This is a genomic window from Streptomyces sp. NPDC030183 (genome assembly GCF_055573455.1).
The window spans coordinates 257,549-278,277 of the sequence record NZ_JBVIBK010000006.1 but is presented as its reverse complement, the minus strand read 5'-3'; the positions used below and the strand labels follow the sequence as shown (position 1 = coordinate 278,277).

At 70.1% G+C, this 20,729-nt stretch carries 17 protein-coding genes; 10 read left to right on the top strand and 7 right to left on the bottom strand.

Annotated features, from left to right (window positions below; genetic code table 11):
* Positions 1 to 116 precede the first annotated feature (116 nt).
* Together ACZ4Z2_RS09840 and ACZ4Z2_RS09835 are read right to left on the bottom strand one after the other, a co-directional pair.
* Positions 117 to 656, bottom strand: a complete 540-nt coding sequence (locus tag ACZ4Z2_RS09840) for a GNAT family N-acetyltransferase (RefSeq protein WP_212673043.1) — start codon at positions 654 to 656, stop codon at positions 117 to 119.
* On the bottom strand, positions 653 to 1,936 hold the full coding sequence (locus tag ACZ4Z2_RS09835) for an XRE family transcriptional regulator (protein ID WP_468074130.1): 1,284 nt from the start codon (positions 1,934 to 1,936) through the stop codon (positions 653 to 655). The genes ACZ4Z2_RS09840 and ACZ4Z2_RS09835 overlap by 4 nt, the downstream gene beginning before the upstream one ends.
* A gap of 241 nt (positions 1,937 to 2,177) precedes the next feature.
* On the opposite strand from ACZ4Z2_RS09835, the gene ACZ4Z2_RS09830 reads away from it, so the two are divergent.
* The 7 genes from ACZ4Z2_RS09830 to ACZ4Z2_RS09800 all read left to right on the top strand — a co-directional run bounded on the left by ACZ4Z2_RS09830 (position 2,178) and on the right by ACZ4Z2_RS09800 (position 11,175).
* Positions 2,178 to 2,624, top strand: coding sequence for an ATP-binding protein (locus ACZ4Z2_RS09830; protein WP_468074129.1), 447 nt, complete (start codon positions 2,178 to 2,180; stop codon positions 2,622 to 2,624).
* Between the two features lie 227 nt (positions 2,625 to 2,851).
* Positions 2,852 to 3,040, top strand: coding sequence for a hypothetical protein (locus ACZ4Z2_RS09825; protein WP_468074127.1), 189 nt, complete (start codon positions 2,852 to 2,854; stop codon positions 3,038 to 3,040).
* A gap of 189 nt (positions 3,041 to 3,229) precedes the next feature.
* Positions 3,230 to 3,409, top strand: coding sequence for an FxLD family lanthipeptide (locus ACZ4Z2_RS09820; protein WP_468074125.1), 180 nt, complete (start codon positions 3,230 to 3,232; stop codon positions 3,407 to 3,409).
* Between the two features lie 215 nt (positions 3,410 to 3,624).
* Complete coding sequence (locus ACZ4Z2_RS09815; RefSeq protein ID WP_468074123.1) at positions 3,625 to 6,579, top strand: lantibiotic dehydratase; 2,955 nt, start codon at positions 3,625 to 3,627, stop codon at positions 6,577 to 6,579.
* Positions 6,576 to 7,850 (top strand): lanthionine synthetase C family protein, encoded by a 1,275-nt coding sequence (locus ACZ4Z2_RS09810; RefSeq protein ID WP_468074121.1) that lies wholly within the window; start codon positions 6,576 to 6,578, stop codon positions 7,848 to 7,850. The genes ACZ4Z2_RS09815 and ACZ4Z2_RS09810 overlap by 4 nt, the downstream gene beginning before the upstream one ends.
* Before the next feature lie 21 nt (positions 7,851 to 7,871).
* Positions 7,872 to 9,953, top strand: coding sequence for a methyltransferase, FxLD system (gene fxlM / locus ACZ4Z2_RS09805; protein ID WP_468074119.1), 2,082 nt, complete (start codon positions 7,872 to 7,874; stop codon positions 9,951 to 9,953).
* Positions 9,954 to 10,041: 88 nt separating this feature from the next.
* Entirely contained in the window at positions 10,042 to 11,175 is a 1,134-nt protein-coding gene (locus ACZ4Z2_RS09800; protein ID WP_468074117.1) for a hypothetical protein, read from the top strand.
* A gap of 6 nt (positions 11,176 to 11,181) precedes the next feature.
* Here the strand turns inward: ACZ4Z2_RS09800 and ACZ4Z2_RS09795 are convergent, their stop codons facing one another.
* The 5 genes from ACZ4Z2_RS09795 to ACZ4Z2_RS09775 all read right to left on the bottom strand — a co-directional run bounded on the left by ACZ4Z2_RS09795 (position 11,182) and on the right by ACZ4Z2_RS09775 (position 16,953).
* Complete coding sequence (locus ACZ4Z2_RS09795; protein WP_468074115.1) at positions 11,182 to 12,894, bottom strand: relaxase/mobilization nuclease domain-containing protein; 1,713 nt, start codon at positions 12,892 to 12,894, stop codon at positions 11,182 to 11,184.
* The gene (locus tag ACZ4Z2_RS09790) at positions 12,891 to 13,631 is read right to left on the bottom strand and encodes a MobC family plasmid mobilization relaxosome protein (RefSeq protein WP_468074113.1); all 741 of its coding nucleotides are present in this window, start codon (positions 13,629 to 13,631) and stop codon (positions 12,891 to 12,893) included. The genes ACZ4Z2_RS09795 and ACZ4Z2_RS09790 overlap by 4 nt, the downstream gene beginning before the upstream one ends.
* A 173-nt stretch (positions 13,632 to 13,804) precedes the next feature.
* A complete protein-coding gene (locus ACZ4Z2_RS09785; protein WP_468074201.1) occupies positions 13,805 to 14,716 on the bottom strand; it encodes a DUF2637 domain-containing protein in 912 nt (303 codons plus the stop codon).
* Positions 14,717 to 15,154: 438 nt separating this feature from the next.
* A complete protein-coding gene (locus ACZ4Z2_RS09780; protein ID WP_468074111.1) occupies positions 15,155 to 16,480 on the bottom strand; it encodes a DUF3631 domain-containing protein in 1,326 nt (441 codons plus the stop codon).
* A gap of 233 nt (positions 16,481 to 16,713) precedes the next feature.
* Complete coding sequence (locus ACZ4Z2_RS09775) at positions 16,714 to 16,953, bottom strand: hypothetical protein (RefSeq protein ID WP_115907254.1); 240 nt, start codon at positions 16,951 to 16,953, stop codon at positions 16,714 to 16,716.
* 96 nt (positions 16,954 to 17,049) lie between these two features.
* On the opposite strand from ACZ4Z2_RS09775, the gene ACZ4Z2_RS09770 reads away from it, so the two are divergent.
* From ACZ4Z2_RS09770 to ACZ4Z2_RS09760, 3 genes are all read left to right on the top strand, one after another.
* Positions 17,050 to 17,733, top strand: a complete 684-nt coding sequence (locus tag ACZ4Z2_RS09770; protein WP_274240612.1) for a helix-turn-helix domain-containing protein — start codon at positions 17,050 to 17,052, stop codon at positions 17,731 to 17,733.
* A complete protein-coding gene (locus tag ACZ4Z2_RS09765; protein ID WP_468074108.1) occupies positions 17,730 to 19,247 on the top strand; it encodes a site-specific integrase in 1,518 nt (505 codons plus the stop codon). The genes ACZ4Z2_RS09770 and ACZ4Z2_RS09765 overlap by 4 nt, the downstream gene beginning before the upstream one ends.
* 208 nt (positions 19,248 to 19,455) lie before the next feature.
* Positions 19,456 to 20,718: a pPIWI-associating nuclease domain-containing protein gene (locus ACZ4Z2_RS09760; protein ID WP_468074106.1), complete on the top strand. Its 1,263-nt coding sequence runs from the start codon at positions 19,456 to 19,458 to the stop codon at positions 20,716 to 20,718.
* Positions 20,719 to 20,729 lie beyond the last annotated feature (11 nt).

Sequence of the window (20,729 nt, the reverse complement as noted above, 5' to 3'; positions counted from 1 at the left end):
CCTGGTTCATTGTCCCGCAGATCAGCAGACCATGACCCGAGGAGCGAGTAGCGATCCCAAACTGACGGTCAAGATCTACTGCGATCGGCTCTGTAACGAATGGAGAGACGTCGGGATCAGCGAATGATGCGGATCATCACCGTGAGGACTGGCGAAGCCGGTGACGGCTGGCTCTGCCCGATGTCCTCGTACCCCCACGACTTGTAGAGCGCGTGAACCTTTCCATCGCCGGCGGCCGGGTTGACCATGAGCGTGACGTACGGCTCGTCGCGCGTGCTGAGAAGGGCGTCGTGGATGCGGCGGGCGGTGCCGGTCTTCCGCCAGGTCGGCCGGACGCCGATCTCCTTCAGGGCCACGACCGGGCGCTGGGTGTACTTCTCGGCCGGCGTCGGGCTGGTGCGCTGCCAGTAGCGGTCGCCGTGCTCGATGGTGTTGCCGTAGGCATAGCCGACTGGGTGGCCGTCCGCGTACGCGAGGACGGCCGTGAACCCCGGCTCGGTGCCGTGCCGGTCCAAGCGCTCGCCGAACGCGGTGACCGCGTAGTTCGGCAGGTGGAGGAGTGGGGCGCGTACGTCGGCGTACACGTCGAGGAGGTCGCCGCGGGCTGTGTCGAGGGTGGTGAAGGTGCGTAGTTCGATGGCGGGAGCCGTGGTCATGCGGCCATCCTCCAGGTGGCGGTGTGCTCGGTCCAGGTCTGCACGGTGGAGCTGCCCGGTGCGGTGGCGCGCAGTGCGGCCCCGAACTCCTGCAGCATGCGCGTGACCCGGGCGTGCTGGGTGGCGGCTTCGGCGGGGACCTTCATCGCGGTGACCGTGGCGGCGTCGGGGGCGCCCTGGGCGAGCTGGGCGTGGGCGAGTCGGGTGGTGGTGATGGCCCGGGACCGGATCATGTGGGGCCGGAGGGCGGACAGGCAGCGGTGGGCGTGGTACTCGGCGGTCGAGTAGTCGCCCAGCGCCAAGTGTGCGGAGAGGGCCAGGGAGTCCAGTTCGGCCTGGTCGTAGAAGGCGAGCATCCACACGGGCCGGTAGTCGGCGGGGTCGGCGCGCAGCATGGCGTCCTGGGCCTGATCGAAGGCCCGGCGCGTGCCGGTGCGGTCCTGGGCCGTGCCGTGGATGGCGCCCTGGCGGGCCAGGCCGAGGGAGGCGAACAGAGGGTCACGGCGGGTGAGGTGCAGGTTGCGGGCGACGTCGTTGGCGGCGAATGCGTCCGCCGGTCGACCCATGTGGCGGTACATGGTGCCCGCGTGACTCCAGATGCGGAACTTGATCGCCTGGTCGCCGGACATCTCGGCGAGGGCCTGGGCCTCGCGCATGTGCGCCTTGGCTACGTCGTAGCGCCGGCCGTCGATGGCGGCCCACATCGCGGAGGAGCGGAAGGCGGCTGCGGAGGCGTAGAGGTTGCTGCGCACCCGCTGGGTGGCGCTGCCGGCGTTCTGGAGGTTGAGTGCCTCGTCGGCGAGGGCGGCGGCCCGCTGTTCGATGCCGAGTTGTCCGCCGTGGCGGTGGTCGCTGGCGATGATCTCGGCGAAGCGCTTGTTGAGGCGGTTGACGTCGCTCATGCCGATACGGCGCGGCGAAGCGGTGCCGGGTGCGGCTGCTGCTGCGGCAGCCGCCGCGATGCTGCCGACGAGGGTACGGCGCTTCATGTCGGGGTCCTCCTGCTGCGGTGGGGCCGGGGTGGACGAAGGCCGGCCCCGTGGCACGAACCCTAAAGCGACGGCGGGTAGTCCGGTGACGTCCTCAAGTGCCTTGCGGGCGGCTGACTTTGGCCACGTGACCCGGCCCGCTTTCCATGCCCGGACCGACGAGCCGTCGAGTCCTCCAGGGCGCCCGGTCAACCGTTCAATGGCGCTGTTCACGGCCTCGGCGAGGATGTTGGAGCTGTAGCCGTGTTCGGTCATCCACGCCTCAAGAACGGTGTTGCGGGTGGTGTCCATGCGGGCACGGTAGTCCGCGCGATCCTCACCCGCCAGGTAAAGGAGAGGTCAAAACGCCCTAGGCAGGTCCGTCGGCTGAGTGCCTGAACGTCCTAACCAACCTGCTGGGAAAGGGAGTTGTCTGGGTGCTGGTCGCCCGCCGCGCCCCACCGTGCGAGCGGCTGTTGACGGCCCGGCCCGCCTCCGAGGTTCCCCCGCGGGGGTGGGCCGGGCGCCGAGACGACACGAAGGCTCCACCCCAATGACGAGTCTGAGAACACCAGTTGCGGCCCTCTCCGTCGGCCACCCCACGTACAGCCAGACCTTCCCGTGCGAGCCGTCCACGGCCGCGCTCGGCCGCGAACTCGTCCGAGACGTCCTCGGTGTATGGCACCTCGACGGCTTCGCCGACCGTGCCGCGCTGATCGTCACGGAGCTGATCGCGAACGCCTCCAGGCACACTCCGTGTCCCGAGATCCGCCTCACGGTTGGGCGGCCGAGCGCGACACGGCTGCGTGTCGGGGTCGTGGACCGGGAGCCATCGCGTCTGCCCATACTCAGCCACGCGGCTGACGACGACGAGTCGGGGCGTGGGCTGCTCCTCGTCGATGCTGTTGCCGACCGTTGGGGCTACGACCTGCACGGCTCGGGCAGACGCCCCTGGGGCAAAGAGGTCTGGGCGGAACTCCGTACCGGGGGCGGCGAGTGAGTATCTCGGCCACGGCACCGTCGCCCCTTCCGGATCTCGCTCGACTCCGGCCGCGCCAGCAGATGGCCATGGACTGCGCCCTCTGCGCTCGGCCGCTGGGAGCGAGCGGTCGACGGCTGGGCGAGATACGCCACCGGGGTCTGCCGTTCCAGCTCTGGGCCTGCGCTCCCGACTGCCAGGCCGCCAGATCGGCCATCCCGACCAGCTGAGAAAGGGGACGTCCTTCCATGGAGTGGCCGTGGATCACCGGTGATTGCTGGCTCGGCTGCGGGCGTACCGGGGTGCTCGTGATCTGGCTCGGCCCGGTGCAGTGGGACGGGCAGCACGCGCCCTTCTACGCGTGCGAGCCCTGCCTCGATCGCCTCAAGGCCCAGGCACTCACCTACTTCATGGAGCGGCGACCGGCATCCGCTTGATCAGACTTCCGGCACACGACTTCCCGGCGTGAGGCAGGCGCCCCGCGAGAACTTCCTACGCGGAGCACGCCCCCTCGTGCCGGGCGGCCAGGAGCCGTCCGGGGAGCAGCCTGTCTGGCAGCGCTCCGTGGCGGCACCTGGTGGGCGCCCCAGCCCAGTAACACCACATCGATTACGAGGAGTTGAAGCATGACGCGCAGCACCGTAGTTCCCAGCCGCACCGAAGTACGCCCGCGGATCCCGGGGGCATCGGACGGCTTCGACCTGGACGTCTCCCTCGTCGAGATCGCCGATCCTGCGGGCCTGGTCAACCTGACCGACGACAACTGCGGGTCCACCTGCGGCGCCTGCACCACCAACGTCGCCTGATCCGGCCCCGAGCCATCCCGGACTGGTGCCGCCGCGTCTCCACGCGGCGGCACCAGCCGCCCGCCCCCTCACCACGGAGGTACTTGGTGGTTGCTCCGCCCGCAGCGTTCCGCACCGGTTCCACTGCTCTCGTGCGTGCCGTGGCCCGGCCCTCGCTGCCGTTTCCTCCATGCCCTGACCTCGATGACCGCTCGCCCATTGGTTCGTCTGCCCGCGTGGCGTGGCTACGCGCGGTCTGGGCGGACAAGGACGTCGCCGAGGCACTTCAGCACTCCAGCCCGGTCCTGGCCACGCAGGTAGGGGCCCTGTGTACGGCCGAGCACCCAGCCCTCCGGGATGTGCAGCGCGCGGCGCTGTCCGTGGCCCGCTACCTGCTGCGGGCCCAGCACCGGGCGACACCCTTCGGCCTGTTCGCTGGCGTGGCCACCGCGGAGTTCGGCCCGCAGGCGCGGACGGAGTGGGGCGAGGAGCACGTGGCTGTCTGTCGCGCGGGGGCGGAGTGGCTGGCGGCCCTGGTCGCACGGTTGGAGTCGTGTCCGGGCCTGCTCGAACAGCTGCCCGTCGTCATCAACAACACCGTGACGTACCGGGGAGACCGGCTCATCGTGCCGTTCCAGCCCGACGCCCAGGACGACCGGACTCGCGCGGTCGAGGCGTCTCTGGCCCTGACCGGACCGGTGCGCGCGGTCCTTGCCGCGACCCGACTGCCGATCCCGTTCGGCACCCTTGGGGAGAAACTCCAGGCGGAGTTCCCCGAGGCCGGTCCCGAGAAGGCGCATCAACTGCTGGCGGAGCTGATCCGGCGGCGGGTGCTGATCACGGGCCTGCAAGCGCCGAGCACCGAGACCGATGCCCTCGGGTTCCTGGTGGGCCAACTCGACGCGATCGACGCCGGAAGCCTCACCCCGGTCGCGGAGACCGTACGCGAACTCCATGCGGTCCGGGCGGGCCTGGAGGAGTGCGCCACGCAGGGCGGCCGGGACAGCGTCGCGGCGCGGATGCGAGACCTCGTCCCCGGCCTGCGTCGCCATCCCGTCGCGCTCGACCTCCGTCTGGACGCGCAGATCGTTCTGCCGGAAGCGGTCGCCCGAGAGGTCGAGCGCGCCGCTCTCATCCTGACCCGCTTGAGCATCCGCCCGTATGGGACTGCCGCGTGGAACGAGTACCACCAGCGGTTCTACGAGCGGTACGGCATCGGCACGATGGTGCCGCTCGCGGAGGTCGTCGCGGACAGCGGCACCGGCTATCCCGACGGCTACCCAGGCGCTCCGGCCGGCGCACGCAGGCCCCGCGTCTCCGTTCGGGATGACGCCCTCGTACGGCTGGCTCAGACCGCCGCGCTCGATGGCCGCGACGAAGTGATCCTCACGGACGAACAGATCGAGGCCCTGGACGTGGGTCCCGACGAGCCCCGGCTGCCGCCGCACCTGGAGATCGGGGTGCGCGTGCACGCGTCCAGCCTGGAGGAGCTGCAGCGCGGGCGGTTCCGGCTGGAAGTCGCAAGCGTGTCCCGTGGCGCCGGCGTCTCCACGGGCCGATTCCTCGGCGTGCTGGCCCCCGCCGACCGGGAGGCCCTGGCCGCCGAGCTTGCCGACCTCCCGGCCGCGGACGGCAACACCGTGCCCGCGCAGCTCTCTTTCCCACCCCTGCTTTCCGAGAGCGCCCACGTCACCCGCTCCCCACAGGTCCTGCCCACCGTGATCAGCCTTCAGGAGCACCGCGCTCCGCAGGACACCGTCCTCACCCCGGAGGACTTGGCTGTGGGGTGCGACGGCCGCCGCATGTACCTCGCCGTCCCCGAGCGGGGCCACCGCGTGGAGGCCGTCGGGATGCACGCGTTGAACCTGCGCACCCACACCCCGCCGCTGGTGCGGTTCCTCACCGAACTGTCCCGCGCCCAGTGTGCGCAGGTCACCGTCTTCGACTGGGGCGCCGCAGCAGCGATGCCGTTCCTTCCACGTGTGCGGTACGGCCGGACCGTGCTGGCCCCGGCGCGCTGGCGGCTGGAGGCGTCCGAGCTACCCGGCCATACCCGCCCTCGGACCGAATGGGACGCCGCGCTCGCCGACTGGCGTGCCCGGCGGAGGCTGCCTCGCCGCGTCCATCTCGTTGAGGACGACCGGCGCCTCTTCTTCGACCTCGATGAGGCCGGCCACCGCGCGCTCCTGCGCCGGCATCTCGACCATTCGCGCCTGGCCGTGCTCGTCGAGGCCCCGGAACCGGAGGCGTACGACTGGTGCGGCGGGCGAGCCCACGAGGTCGTGGTGCCCCTCAAAGCAACCAGGCCGTCGGCATGGCCGCCACTGCCAGCCCCCACCCGGGCCCGCGCCCTGTCTGCGGCCCAGATTCAGACGCCCGCCGCTTCCTCGGTTCTTCTGGCCGCCCTCTACAGCGACCCCCGCCGCCAAGACGTCTTGCTCTCCCGGCACTTTCCCGGCCTCCTCGAACAGCTCGGCAACCCGCCGTGGTGGTTCATCCGCTTCCGCGACCCGGACCAGCACCTCCGCGTACGCATCGCCCTCCCCAACCCGGAAGCCTTCGCCGACATGGCCCGAACGGTGAGCGCTTGGGCCGACGAGCTACGCAGCATCGGCCTGCTGGCCGACCTGCGTTATCCCACCTCCTACCGGGAGATGGGCCGCTGGGGCTCCGGCACCGCATGGGAGGCGGCCGAGGAGGTGTTCCGGGCGGACTCGCGCGCCGTCCTGGCGCAACTCGCGCAGCCACAGCGTCCGGGCCAGCGCACGCTGGTGGCGGCCCACACCGTTGCCGTCGCGTCCGCCTTCCTCGGCACCACCGAGGCCGGGATGCAGTGGCTGATCAACCACGTCCCGCCGACAGCACCCGTGCCCGTTCTACGCCCGCAGTTCACCGAGGCCGTACGGCTTGCCGACCCGGGCGACGACTGGTCGGCCCTGCGTAGCGTCCCGGGCGGAGACGCCATCGTGTCCGGATGGGCCGACCGAGAAGCGGCGCTCGCCGCGTACCGGCCGCACCTGCCCGGCCCGGACACCCAGGGCATCGCCGTCAACGACGTCCTGACCTCCCTGCTCCACGTCCACTTCGTGCGCCACGTCGCCGTGAACTTCCCGGAGGAAGAGGTGTGCCTCTACCTGGCACGCGCCGCCGCCCTGGCCTGGACCGCCCGCACCAAGGCGAGGGCCTCGTGACCGACCATCCCGCGCTCGGCCTGGTCGACGCCATCGCCGCCCGGCTTGCCGACCCCGACACCTTGCCCCTCGGCTTCAAGACGCTGTCCTCGGACCGGCAGCACCTCGCTTACGGCCCGCCCGGAATCGCGCTCCTGCACATCGAGCTGGCCGCGAACGGCCTCGGCCCCTGGCACCGCGCCCACGACTGGCTCACCGCCGCCACCCGGCAGCCGCTCACCAGCGGCCCGGACAGCCACCCGTTCTACGGAGTACCCGCCTTCGCCCACGCCCTGAGCTGCGCCGCCGACCACCTGCCCGACTCCTACCAAGGCGCCCTCGACACGATGGACGGCCAGATCGCAGTCGACGTCGGACGGCGTCTCGACGCCGCACACCGCCGCATCGACGCCGAACGCCTGCCACAGCTCACCGAGTACGACGCCATCCGGGGCCTCACCGGATACGGCGCCTACCTGCTGCGCCGAAGCCCCGGCAGCTCCACGATGCGCGCCGTTCTCGACTACTGCGTGCGCCTCACCGAACCGATCACCCACCACGGAGAGAACCTGCCGGGCTGGTGGACGGGGACCGGCCCCTCCGGCAACCCGGACAACCGATTCCCCGGCGGCCACGCCAACACCGGTATGGCCCACGGCATTGGCGGCGCCCTCGCGCTCCTGGCCCTCGCCGCTCGGAACGGCACCGTCACCGACGGGCACCACGCAGCACTGCGCACCATCCTGACCTGGCTGGACCGCTGGAAGCAGAAGGCCAGCGGCGGACCGGTCTGGCCGTACTGGGTCACTCGCGGAGGACTGCGCAGCAGGCGTCTCGCCCCGTCCGCACCCCGGCGGCCATCCTGGTGCTACGGCACCGCCGGCCTCGCCCGCGCCCAGCAACTTGCCGCGGTGGCCCTCGGCGATGCCAGCCGCCAGATCGACGCGGAGAACGCGCTCGTGGCCGCCCTCACCGATCCCGAGCAGCTGAAGGCCACGACGGACAACGGCCTCTGCCACGGGTTCGCCGGCCTCGCCCACACTGCCGCGCGTACGGCCGACGACGCTCACCCCTCGACCGCAGGAAGACTCCGCGCCGCGATCCCGGCCCTCCTGGCTGAGATCACCCCACCGGGCACCGACCCCGAACTCATGGCCACGGCGCTCATCCAGGACGAGAAAGGCGGCCCCGGCCTACTCGACGGCGCCGCCGGCATAGCCCTGGCCCTCCTCGCGCCCAGCACCGCCGTACCACCCCAGTCCGCCTGGGACGCATGCCTCCTCATCGCTTGATCCACCGACCGAAGGACCTCTATGCCTCCCGACCGCTGGCAGCAGCACAAGATCACCTTCGTCGACCGCGAGAGCGCCCGGCGCACGATCGCCGAACGCCTCGGCCCCGCCCTGATCGAGGCCGAGGCCGACGGGCAGCTCACCGGCTGGTGGTTTATGAACAAGCAGCCCTGGCCGCTGCGTTACCTCGCCGACAAGCCCTCACCAGCCATCGAGTCGCTCCTGAGCAATCTCATCGGCGACGGCGTGGCCGTGTCGTGCCTGCCCGGCGTCTACGAGCCCGAGACCGACACGTTCGGCGGGCCCGAGGCCATGGACGCAGCCCACGAACTGTTCCACAGCGACTCCCGCCATCTGCTCACCTACCAGCCGAGCCCGCTGCACTTGGGACGCCGGGAGACCGCCGTCCTGCTGGCGAGCGTCATGATGCGCGGTGCTGGACTCGACTGGTTCGAACAGGGCGACGTATGGGCGAAGGTTGCGGCCCTTCGACCGGCCACCGCTCCACCACAACCCGAACAAGCCGCCGAACTGGCTCCGGCCATGCGCAAGCTCATGACCGCCGACGCCCACAGCCTCTGCCTCCCCGGTGGCCCACTCCACGTTCACGAGGAATGGGTGGCCGCCTTCGAACGGGCCGGAGCCACGCTCGCCGACCTCGCAGACCGGGGCGCCCTCACCCGCGGCCTGCGCGCCGTCATCGCCCACCACGTGATCTTCCACGCCAACCGCGCCGGTCTCCTCCGGGACGACCAGAGCGCCCTGTCCCACATCGCACGAGAGGTAGTCATGGGAACGAGTGACCACACCGAGTCGCCCACCGAGGCAACGGCCGACGCCGATAGCGTCAGCGCGGTGAACACCGACACGATCACCACCCCCACGGCGGACGCCGAGCACCTGCGCAACGCCCTGGTCGACCAGCTCCGCGCGGACGGACACGCCCGCACGCCCGCCGTCGAGACCGCGTTGCGGACCGTGCCCCGCCACGTGTTCGTGCCCGACGCGTCGCTCGAAGACGCCTACGCCAACGCACCCGTGCACATCAAGTACGACACCGACGGCACGTCCATCTCCTGCGCCTCCCAGCCAGGCGTCGTCGCCCTCATGCTGGACCAACTCGATGCCCAACCCGGCGAGCGCATCCTCGAACTCGGCGCCGGTACCGGCTACAACGCCGGCCTGCTCGCCCACCTGGTCGGCGAGAACGGACACGTGACCACCCTCGACGTCGACGACGACCTCGTGGAAGGCGCCCGTGCGCACCTCGCGGCCTCAGGGATCGCCAACGTCGAGGCCGTGACCCGCGACGGGGCACTCGGCTACGCCGAGGGGGCACCCTACGACCGGATCATCGCCACTGTGGGCGCACACGGCGTGCCGCACGCCTGGCTGCAGCAGCTCGCACCCGGCGGCCGACTCCTCGTCCCCCAGCGCCTCAAGGGCACCGTGTCTCGCTCCATCGCCTACGAGCAGCGCGACGGCCGGTGGGTGTCGCTCGGCAGCGAGATGAACACCTTCATGCCGCTTCGGCGGGGCATCGCTGACGACGACCGCCGAGTGATCCTTCTCAGCACGGACGGCGCCGTACGACTCCAGGCCCCTGCCGGGCTCAACATCGACGCCGACGCCCTCGCGGGCGTACTTGACCAGCCGCGCACCGAGGAGTGGACCGGCATGACGGTCCGCGCCATGGAGTCACCGGAGTGGATGGAACTGTTCCTCACTTGCACCCTGCCCTCCGGCCTGATCCGGATGCTGTTCCCGAAGAGCGCCAAGGGCACTCTGCTCACCGAGGACCCCTACCCCTCGTCGACCGCTTCCGTCGACAAGGGCGCCGTCACCTACCTGGCCCGGCGCGTGTCGCAGGAGAAGACCCCGGAGGGCGACAGGCTCTGGGAGTTCGGCGTCATCGGCCACGGCCCCGGCAGCGACGAGCTGGCCGCGAAGGTCGCCGACACCATCCGTACCTGGGACAGGGAGTACCGAGGCCGTGAGGCCACGTTCGAGATCCAGCCCCTGGACACCCCCGAGATCGAGCAGCGCTCCGGTCTCTTCGCCCTCGACACCCCGCTGAACCGCATCGTCGTCGACTGGCGATGACGCCCCATGCGTAGCGGACGGCGCCCGTCGGCACACGGCTGGCGGGCACCGTCGCCCCAGCAGTCGTCACTCTCGACCCGGGGGATCCATGGACCCGCACGGCCCCATAGCCCAGCGTTTCCCGCTCGTCGCTCGATTCCGTCCCGCCTGCCTGCCCCTGCCCGAGCGTGTGCGCAGTCTCGTCGACCTGGCCGACACTGCGGTGAACAAGACCGACCAGGGGCTTGCATCGGCTGTCTACAACCAGGCCGCGCTCATCGCCTCCGACCTCGGCCTCCCCGACCTCTCCCGCGAGATGTGCCACCAGCACGCCGCCGCCTACCTCCACGCCTGCCCCCTGCCCGGCATGAGCACGATCCGAGGACTGGAACCAGTCGTCAACCTGGCCCGCCTCCAGATCCGCGCCGGCCACGCCGATGAGGGCCGTCAGCGACTCTTCGACCTGTACAAGGCCGTCGAGTCGAGCACGGCCGCCCGCTTCGAGGGCGTCAACGTACCCGCGGACCTCACTGCGACCGACGAAGACCGCCAGGAGGTTCGCGCGTGGCTGTGGCGCGTCCTCCTCGCAGACGGCACGCGCACCCTCACCACCGAGGGGCGATGGGCCGAGGCCCTAGCGCACATCGAAGCCCACCACGGCATCGGAAAGCGGATGCTCGACGGTCGACAGGTCGCCGTACTCGCCGCCCTCGTTGCGGGTGACACCGCGTGGGCCACTGTCCTCCTCGCCGACACAATGCCCGGCGATCCGTGGGAGCAAGCCGTCACGGCATGCCTGACCGTCCTGTGCCGCCGCGACGCCGGGCAGCCGATCGACGGCCACCTGGCGGACCTGGTGACGGCCTACCTCGGACGGAAGACCGAACCTGGGATGACCGTCTTCGACACCCGGCTCGGACTCACAATCCTCGACGCGATCGGCTCCGCCGGGGCGCTCACCGCGCACCGCATCGTCAAGGACCTCCACCGCAGGACGACGGACGCCGAGGACGGCTACGCGGCCCGCGAGAACTTGGCTCACCCTCTGTTCACCGAGATCGCCACCGACCGGCAAGTGCAGGACTGTCGCGCGCTGGTGCACGCCTGCGCCCTCGGTGCTGGGATCCTCCCGGACGAGCTGCGAGGAGAACTGACGGCGGCTCTGCGCGCCAGCGACAGTGTGATCCGGGAAAGCGTCGTGCGTTCCTCCGATCCCGGAGGAACGCAACCCCTGCGGTTCTGACGGTGTCTATCGGCGCTGTCGGTGCTGCTGATTGGTAGGCGGAGCCACCGAGGGGAGCCGACTGTTTCCGGTCTGCTGAGTGGGGATCGAGCCTGCCATGGTCGACTGCAGGCGGGCGGCTTCGGCAAGACGGTTGCGTGCCGGGTTCCGGCCGGTGTGCTGGATGCGGGTGATCAGCACGCGGGCGGGTCGTCGTGCGGTGGTCAACTCGCGTCGTGCGGCAGCTTCCTTGAGGAGTTGGTGCGGCTGGTGCCCACGGGCTTCGGCGTCAGCGAGGACGGTGGCGAGCGCCGGCCAGGCGGGGTCGGTGAGGATCCGCTCGGCGTGGTCGGGGACGGCTGCTCGTACGTCGTTGGCGAGAACACGGCGGGCTTGATCCCTGGGCGGCCGGGCTGTGAGTTCGGCGAGCGTCGGAGCAAGTGCTCGGTCTGCGGCTGCCTGTAGGTGCCGGACGGCCTGGCGGGCGGCGTCGGCCTGGTGAGCGTGGCTCTTCGCTTCGTGCCAGCGCCCGGCGACGATGGTCGCCCAGAGAAGGGCTGCGACCAAGGCGGCCAGTGCGCTGCCGTCGGGGCCGGTGGCGGTGTAGGCGATGTCGCGGGCCGCGCTACGCAGCGCGTGAGCGGCACGGTCTTCCGCCCGTACCTGGGAACGCTGAGCTCGGGCGAACGCCTTGGATGCGGCCTGGAGTTCGGCGCACAGAGTGTCGGGGGCTTTCTGGGCGGTGGCTTCAAGGAGTTCACCGAGGGCGGTGACGTGGGCCTGGGCGTGGCTGTCGTCGGCCAGGTCGGTGTGGAGGGCGTCGAGAGCCTCGGTGGCCTGCTGCCATGGGGTGCTGGGGCGGTCGCGGCGGGCGGTGGGGTGTTCTTCGGGCTGGCTAGATTCAAGGCGGGCCTTGATTTTGGGCAGAGTGAGGTCGGGGGCGATCTTGCCTCCGGGGTGGAAGATCTGCTCCTGGTTCTCGTTGAGGTCGCCGGGGCGGCCGGCGGCGTAGCCGAGGAGGTCTCCTGACGGACCGCGCCGGGCCTGGACCTCGATGCCGTCGGCTTGCAGGTAGGCGATGAATTCCTCGGCGTTGGTCACGTGCGGGATGGCGGCGCGGATGCGGTCCTGGAGCCACTCGCGGCTGGGCTGTTCCCAGCCGAGGCGTTCGGCCTTGTGCATCTCGGCCTGGGTCGGGCGGCGGGTGCCGGTGCGGTCGCCCTTGTTCAACTGCCTGAGCCCGTATTCCTTCTCGATCTCGCGGCAGGCGTTGCCGACGCGGATGCCGCTGTCGTGGAGTTTGGGGCGGCGGCCGTCTTCGCGGACGGTGGTGGCGAGGATGTGGATGTGGTCGTCGGCGTGGCGTACGGCGATCCAGCGGCATGCCAGGTCGTCACCAGCGGGAGCGATACCTGCCGCTTCAACGATGCACTGGGCGATCTCGCCCCACTCGGCGTCGGAGAGGTAGCGGTCCTCGGGAGCGGCGCGGACGGGGCAGTGCCAGACATGGTCGGTGACCTTCTTGCCGAACTCGCTGTTGCGCAGGTGGACGGGCTCGTCGAGGTAGCGGGCGAGCGCGGTGAGGGTGGCGTTCTCGTCGCGGCCGGGGTCGGGCATGCCGAGCCTCGCGAACCCGGCGACGATGTGCGGGTCGAGGTGCTCGTCGTGGCGGCCGGGGCCGTAGAGGTAGGCGAGCAGGCCGCGGGTGTTGGACCCAGCCGGTTTGATGGCGGCGATCACGCGGCTGCCTCCGTCTCCGAGTCGGCGGGCTGACGCAGGGCCTCGGCGATCAGCTCCAGCAGGTCGTGCAGTTCGGTCAGGCACTCACGGAGGTCAGGTGGCGTGCGGTCACTGTTGAGGGCGCGGGCGATCTGGTTGACGTTCACGCCGATCCGGTTGAGCTGGCGCAGGGCCTGGGCGCGGAAGATGTGCGTGCGGCGGCGGTCCTCGGACAGCGGCAGGTTGGCGGTGAACCGGCCGGTGACGAAGGCGAGGACGACGTCGGCGGCGAACCCGGACTCGCCCTTGTAGCCATGCTGGGCCGTGGCGTCCCGGAGCAGAGCGAGCTGATCGGCGGTGAAGCGCAGAGGGCCGACGCGCTCGTCGCGTTTGGTACCGGTGAAGCGGCGGATGGTGGGCTGCACGCTCTTCACGGCAGGCTCACCGCCGACACTCTCAGCGGTGTCGGCGGCGGAGGCGGGGCGCAGGGTCTCGCGCTGGACGGCGTGGAGCGTATCCGGGTCGGAGCCGCCCTCGGCCCCGGCCTCCTGGTCCTGCGCCCCCTGGCGCTGGGCCTCCTCCGCCACCCCCGGGGCGGAGACCCCCGATGTCCGGCCTTGAGTCGGACTCGGGGTACTACTGGCTCCGCCCGGGGCAGCCCGTCCGAAGGCGCGGCGCCAACGGTCCATCAGCGTAGGCGACTTCGCCAGCAGCAGCTCGTCGGGGGCGTTGTCGGGGTGGAGTGGGTCGTGCGCCATGGACGGTTCTCCGGAGAAGGGGTGGGGAGGGTGTGCGGGGCACCGCGACGATTCAGAGGGGGTTCGGACGGCTGCCGCTTCGTCCGCAGGTGTGGACGACCGGGAGTTGCGCGGGGCTGTGACGGGCGGGCCGGGTGACCGGAAGGGTTCCGGTCACCCGGCAGCGGTTGCGGTCAGCCGTCGGCTCGATCGGTCTCGGCTGTGGCTTCGAGGTCGGCCCGGAGGATGTCCATCACCTCGGTCAGCCGCTTGCTGCCGACCGTCAGCCCTTTGTCCTCAACCGCTGTTCGGACGACGGCGCGGGTGAGCTTGCCCTGCTCAGCGGCAGCAGCCCGGCCGATCTCCACGAGTACCTCAAGCGGGGCGCCGGGCGGACGGCCACCGCGCGGCTTGCCCGCTGCAGCGTCGGCGGGCGATTCCGGCGACTGGACGGATGTGGCGGCCGGTGGCTCCGTGGCCCGGGCGGGCTCGATGAGTAGTTCGTCCGGCCGGATGTGCTCAACCGGAGCCTCGGCCCACTGGCCGACTGCGGTGGCCGACGACTTCGCGGGGTGGACGGATGTGGTGGCCGTTGGTTGCGGCACCTGCACAGAATCCGGGGCTGGATGACTGGCAGCAGGCTGTGCGACCAGTTCGTGGATCTGCCGCATCAGCACGCCGAAGGCCACCATCGCGGCGGCCGGGGGAACCGCGGCCACCACGTAGTCGAGCAACGGCACGCTGCCGACTTCGCGCGTGCCGGTCACGCCAGCCACGTTGAGCCCGATGGAGCCGACCGATCCGATGGCGGTGACACCGATGGCCCATTTGTCAGTGACGCGGCGCAGGCCCGCACGGAGCATGAGCAGCTCGCCCGCGACGATGAACGCGTCCAGCGTCGCGGGCCACGCCCAGCGGCGGGTCGGCGAGTCACGGAGTCCATGCTGGGCGGCGACCTCGGCCAGGTGCGCGTAGGAGAGCCAGAACGCACCTGCGGTCAGGGCCGCGATGACGATGCCGGCCGTGCGGAGCACATACTGCTCCGCACTCAGCTTCGCCTTCGCCGGCTGGTCGTCCAGGGACGGGCGGTCTGGGCGACGAGACATGATCGGGATCCTCAAGCGGGGTGCTCCTGGGGTAGTGGCGTGGTGCGTCTTTGCCGTCTTGGCCGTTGCAAGCGCAGGTCAGAGTGGGTACGGCGAGCGCCTAGGTTCCCCGTCCTGGCGGGCGCTGCCGACGTCTTGTTCCGACTCGGAACAAGACGTCGGTGCGCTCTGACGGGCACCTGGTTTCGGGTTTTGGCCGTGTCCCGCGTCGAGACGGTGGCGTTGCCTCTTCCGTCCCGGAGGGCAGGGCTGCGACCTGTGCTGATACGGCAGGACGGCGGGGTACGGCACAAGACGGATCGGGACCGCGTCTTGGGCAGGCAATGCGCCGGTCATGATCGCGTTGCCGTCTTGGCCCCCGCTGCCGTCTTGGCCGCATGCCGTTTGACCTGCGAGATCACGGCAGGGACGGCAAGTACGGCAACCAGGGGGCGGGGCTCAGCCCTCGCTGAAGCCGGAGCCGGAGCCTGGGTCGGCGTCGACGGGGTGGACTGCGGGGCAGTACCGGCGCCAGGCGTCGAGGAACTTGTTGCGCATGTACCCCTTGCGCTGAGTCCGGTCGGCCATGCGGACGTTGCCGGGCCTGATGTCGAACACACGCAGCATCCTGCTCAGCTCACGGGCGGTCAGCCCGCCGCGCCCCCACTCGCCCCACGGGGCCTCGGGATCCTGGCACAGGTGGTGCAGGAGTTCCTCGGTGGACAGGCTGTCCACCTCGCGCTGGGCGACGAAGACCCGGCGGATGTCGGCGAGGATCCGCGCCCCGCTCGGGTGGTCCTCCTCGGTCGCCGCCTCGGCGGCGACCATCCGCTCGCACGCGACCCGCACCAGCCGGGGCCAGTGTCCACCGGCCAGATCGGCGACGATGACCAGCGGTTCCCAGGTGTCTGCGGCGCGGTCCTCGACCGGCATGTCCGGCTCCAGGTTCGCGGCCTCGTCCAGCAGGGGCCTGGCCCACGCGGCGATGCGGTCGCGCAGATCGTGCAGGGCCGGGATGTCGCGGCGGGAGCGGAAGGGCTTGACCTTCTCGCCCTCGGCCCGGCGCCGCATCCGGATCACCACCGCCCGGTCCATGATCGTGTCGGGCAGATCGCCGATCCCCGCGATGGCCGCCATGGCGAAGGTCGCGAACCGGTGCGGGGTGTGGTCGTTGCCGACGACCCGGGTCACGTAGCGGTTGCGCTGGTGACCGGCGTTGAGCAGGCCACGCATCTCCTCGTTCTTCTCGGCCATCTTCGGGGTGCCGAAGATGGTGTCCGCCTCGTCCACCAGGAGCGTGGGCGGATTCTCCTCGGTGATCGAGCGGAAGATGGCTGCCGGTGTGGTGTTGATGGTGAGCATGGGCTCGTGGACCGTCTCGGTCAGCACGTCCAGCAGCCGCGACTTGCCACACCGCTTCGCCGGCCCCACCACCGCCAGACGCGGCGCGTGCTGCCACGCGGGCTGCAAGTGCGTCGCCGCCACCCACAGCGTCACGGCGTCCAGCGCCTGCGGCGAGGGCAGGATCACGAACTCGGCTATCTGCTCACGCAGTTCGTCCAGCAGCTTCGAGCCGACCGTCGGCTCCGCATCGGGTATCGCCTCCAACCCGCTCGTCGCGTCCGCCGCATCGGCGCTGTGGGCGGGCGCGTCATCGCTCAGGTCCGGGCCGGCGCCGTCAGCCTGTGCGGCGCGCAGGTGGGCGCCCGGTCGGCCGGGGATGGCGGTGGTGGGCCAGACCGCCTCGGCGGAGGCGGAATAGGACTCGGGGTTCTCGGGTTGCACTCGGCGGCTCCTCGTCTGGCGGTGGCGGGCTGGCATGCCCGTGCCGCCGGGTCGGTTCGCATCGGATTGGTGGGGAGTCATCGGGCCTCCGGCGTTGCACCGCCGGGGGCTCTCCCTCTTCTCGCGGGCGTTCGGACACCGCGAGGGAACACGGACAGTACGTCCACGCCCCGCCACAGTCCAGCGTTTCTGTGTCAGCTCAGCGCAGAACTGTCTGCTACGCTCCCGCCCCTTCACGCCGCCAGACCCAGCAGCTGCAACAGATCGGCGGTCACCACTCGGTAGGCGTTGCCCAGCCGCAGCACCTTGCACGGGTACTGGCCGCGCTTCGCCAGCTCGTACCCCTTGCTACGCCCGAGCCCCAGAGCCCGATTGCCCGTGTCCAGGTCAACCGATACGGGGAGAGCGAGCAGCTCCTCCCGGCTCATCCCCTTCGCGCCCTTCGGTCGTCCGGCCGTCGTGTCTTCGCGCATGCAGTGCGCCCCTTTCCGTGCAGCCCTCGGCGAACGCGGTCGTCACATCCGTCTCCAGGCGCCTACAAACCAGGATGACGAAGTTAATGTGTCTGCATGACACAACGCGGTTTCGATGATGGAAGTGACGAGGACGACGTCCCGGAGTGGGCGGACCGGGTCAAGGCCAACGTGGCCGGCGAAGTTCGGCGCAGGAGGAAGGAGATGGGATGGAGCGCGCAGGAACTGGCGGACCGGTGCGAGCAGCTCGGGCATCCCATCCCGCGCAACGTGATCGCCAACATGGAGTCCGGCCGCCGGGCCAATCTCCCGCTGGTGGACGTCATGGTCCTGGCCGCCGCGCTGGAGACGTATCCGGTCTGCCTGGTCTTCCCTGTCGGCTACGTCGAGGAGACCCAGGAGCTTCCGTTCCAGCACCTCGTGCCCACCTGGGACGCCCTGCGCCGCTTCACCGGCGAAGAGGACGTGTTCGGCTACGACGCGGGCCTGGTCCCCGACTTCGAGGCCCACGCCAGCCTCGTGAGCACTGCCCTCGCCGCGCTAGAAGAGGAAGAACGGGCACGGTTCGCAGCCAAGACGGCCACCAGCCGCGCCCAGCAGGAAGAAGCTGAGCGCCAGCGGGCCAAGTACGCCGATCAGGCCATCTCCGCCAAGTACAGCCTCCGCCACCTCCGACGCGATCTCCGCGAGGAGGGGGCCATCCCACCCGATCTGCCACCCGCACTGGGCGACGTCGACGCGCCCGAACCCGATACCGACACCCCGGAGGAACGCCTTTGAAGGGCTCTACCTACCGCCGCTGCTCGTGCCGCGACCCGAAGACCGGCAAGGAACTCGGCTCCTCCTGCCCGAAGCGCAAAAGCCGGAAGCACGGTTACCACTCCATACGCCAGGAGCTGCCACCCCGCGAGGACGGCACCCGCCGCTCCTTCAGCCGCGCTGGCTACGAGTCCCTGAAGGACGCCCAGTCGGACCTCGACCACGTCCGCGCTCTGCTCGCCCTGGCGGACAAGGACGACCCCGACAGCCTCCAGCGCCTCGTCGCCCTGCTGGAGGAGGTCGCAGCCGAGAAGGCCCCACTGCCGGCCATCGAGGAGACCCGCCGCCGTCTACGGGCGGGCCTGGCCCTCCGTGGCAGCCTCACCGTCGGCGAGTGGCTGGACCAGTGGTTCGCCGCGAAGAAGCGCCGCAAGACCACGCTCAACGGCTACGCCTCCCACATCCGCGTCCACTTGAAGCCGCGCATCGGGCACGTACGCCTTGACCGCCTCAACGTCGGCCACCTGGTGGAGATGTTCGACGGGATAGCCGACGACAACGAGGTCATCGCAGCCGAGAACGAGGCCCGCCGCGAGCAGATCGCCCGCTGCAAGCCGAGTAAGCCCGGCCGCCCCGTAGGAGCCGAGCGGAAGCTGCTCGCGGCCGAGCGGGCCAAGCTCGCGGAGATGAAGCCGTTCCGGAAGATCACCGGCCCGGCATCCCGTCAGGCGATCCGCCGCACCCTGCGCGCGGCCCTGAACTCCGCGATCGCCCAGCAACTCATCACCTTCAACCCGGCGTCCCACGTCGAGTTGGAGTCCGGCAAGCGCCCGAAGCCGCTTCTCTGGACCGATGAACGAGTCCGGCGCTGGCGCGAGACGGGCGAGATCCCCGGTCCGGTGATGGTGTGGACCCCGCAGCAGTTCGGCGCCTTCCTCGACGCGGCCGAGGGCGACCGCCTGTACGCGATCTTCCACCTCATGGGTACCCGCGGCCTCCGTCGCGGCGAGGCGGTCGGCCAGGACTGGCACGAGATCGACCTCGACGCCGGCCTCATCACGCCCGCCAAGGAGATCGTCGTGGACGGCTGGGACCCCTACGAGTCAGAGCCCAAGACGGACGGAAGCGCGAACACGATCGCGCTCGACAGCACGACCATCTCCGAACTGCGCGACCACAAAGGCCGCCAAAAGAAGGAGCGCGCACAGTGGGGCGACGCCTGGCGGGACACCGGCAAGGTCTTCACGAAAGAAGACGGCTCCTGGCTCCATCCCGGCACGGTCTCCGAGACCTTCCGCCGCATCCTCGCCACGACCGACCTGCCGCCCATCACCCTGCGGGACCTACGCCACGTCACCGCGACGCTCACGCACGGGGGCGGCGGAGACATCCACACGGTGAAGGAGACGCTGCGGCACTCCACCATCACGCTGACCTCGGACACGTACACGAGCCTGCTCCCTGAGCTGGACCGTGAAATCGCGGAGAAGGCGGCTGCGTTGGTCCCACGCCGCCTTCGAAGCGACACCGAGTAGGCATGGTGGATGTCGGTGTCCGAATCCCACAACCGGGCCCTGCGGTCTGGGGATGCGGAGGCACGCAGGGTGCCGTCGGCTGGCTCCTCGCGCACCTGACACAGAAGCCGTACGCACCTGTTGCCCGGATGAGCGTAATGATCTGAACAATCCGGATAGGGCGCGTATCCTCCGTAGATCGCAGTGTGTGATCAGGAAGGGGACTCTGATGGCCGTTCATGCCGCCGCAGACGATGGTGAAGACGACGAGGTACCCGGCACCGGCAACGAAGTCGAGCCAGCATCGACGAGTCCTGACCCGGCAGTGGCCGCCGTCGCAAAGATCATCGATACCAGCAGGATCTACGGCGATCTCTTCCGCCAGCTGCAGACAGGGCCGGCGTTTCAGGCCACGAAATGGCTGCAGGACCAAGACCTGCTGGGTACCAGGAAGCTCCTGGCCAACGTCCAGAAGAGCATGTTCCCGAGTGCTCTTACGGGATATGCCGCAGGACTGCGTTCGATGGACCAGTTTGCAGGGAGGGAACATCTCAAGTACCTGAAGGCGACGGCCGCGCTCAGCGAGTCGGCCGTCGGACCGGGCACCTTGTCTGCTTGGCGGACGTCTCTTCAGATCGAGAGCGTCATAGGCGAGATCATCAAGGGCCCCGTCTTCAAGGTACCGATGCCCCCGGTGTGGGCTACGGAGGAGTTCCGCAAGAGCCTCGGTCTCACGGTCCACCGCCAGGTGTATATGACGGACTGGCTGGCTCGGATGGACTCCGGCCGCGGCCTGCTGTCGGAGATCAGCAGCCGTCCTCTGTCGTTGTACCGGGACTACGTGGGCAGCCTCGGAGATAGTCCGACACGCTTTGAGCTCGACTCCTCCCTGCACACTGGTCTGGGAGTAAACGGGCTGCTGGGAGCAGACGCGCTCAGCTCTGAGACCGTTCTGGGCGACGCCGACCTAGAGGTGGAAGTCGCCGACCGCGTCGACGATCTGCTCTCCCCTCAGCAGGCCGGGCGTCTCGATGTTCTGGAAGACCTCCGCAGAGCGCTGACGTCCATCGACACGAAGGTCGTGGAGATGCTTGAGGGCGGATGGCATGTCGTCCGCCAGGCCCCACCGGCCGCTGCCGAGATGGCCGCCCAGTGCGCTGTGGAATCCATTGACAGGGCTATCCGTGCGGCTGCCCCGGACAGCGAGGTTGAGAAGTGGCTGCCTACGTCGGGGCGTCCTGAGAAGGAATGGCGGTCGTCCAACGGCCGGCTCACCCGCGCCGTGCGGATCCGCTACATCATGCGTGGGCACAAGGACGAAGCGAAGATGACGTGCACCCTGGTGGACAACATCATCGCCCTGCAAACGCAGGCCACTGCGCGCGCCCAAGCCATCAAGCACGCTTCGGCGGGCGACTTGTCCATGGCTCGTTGTCTGCTGGGGACAGCAGAACACATTCTGACGGTGCTGTTCGTCATCGAGAGGGACTAGATCTTGGGCCG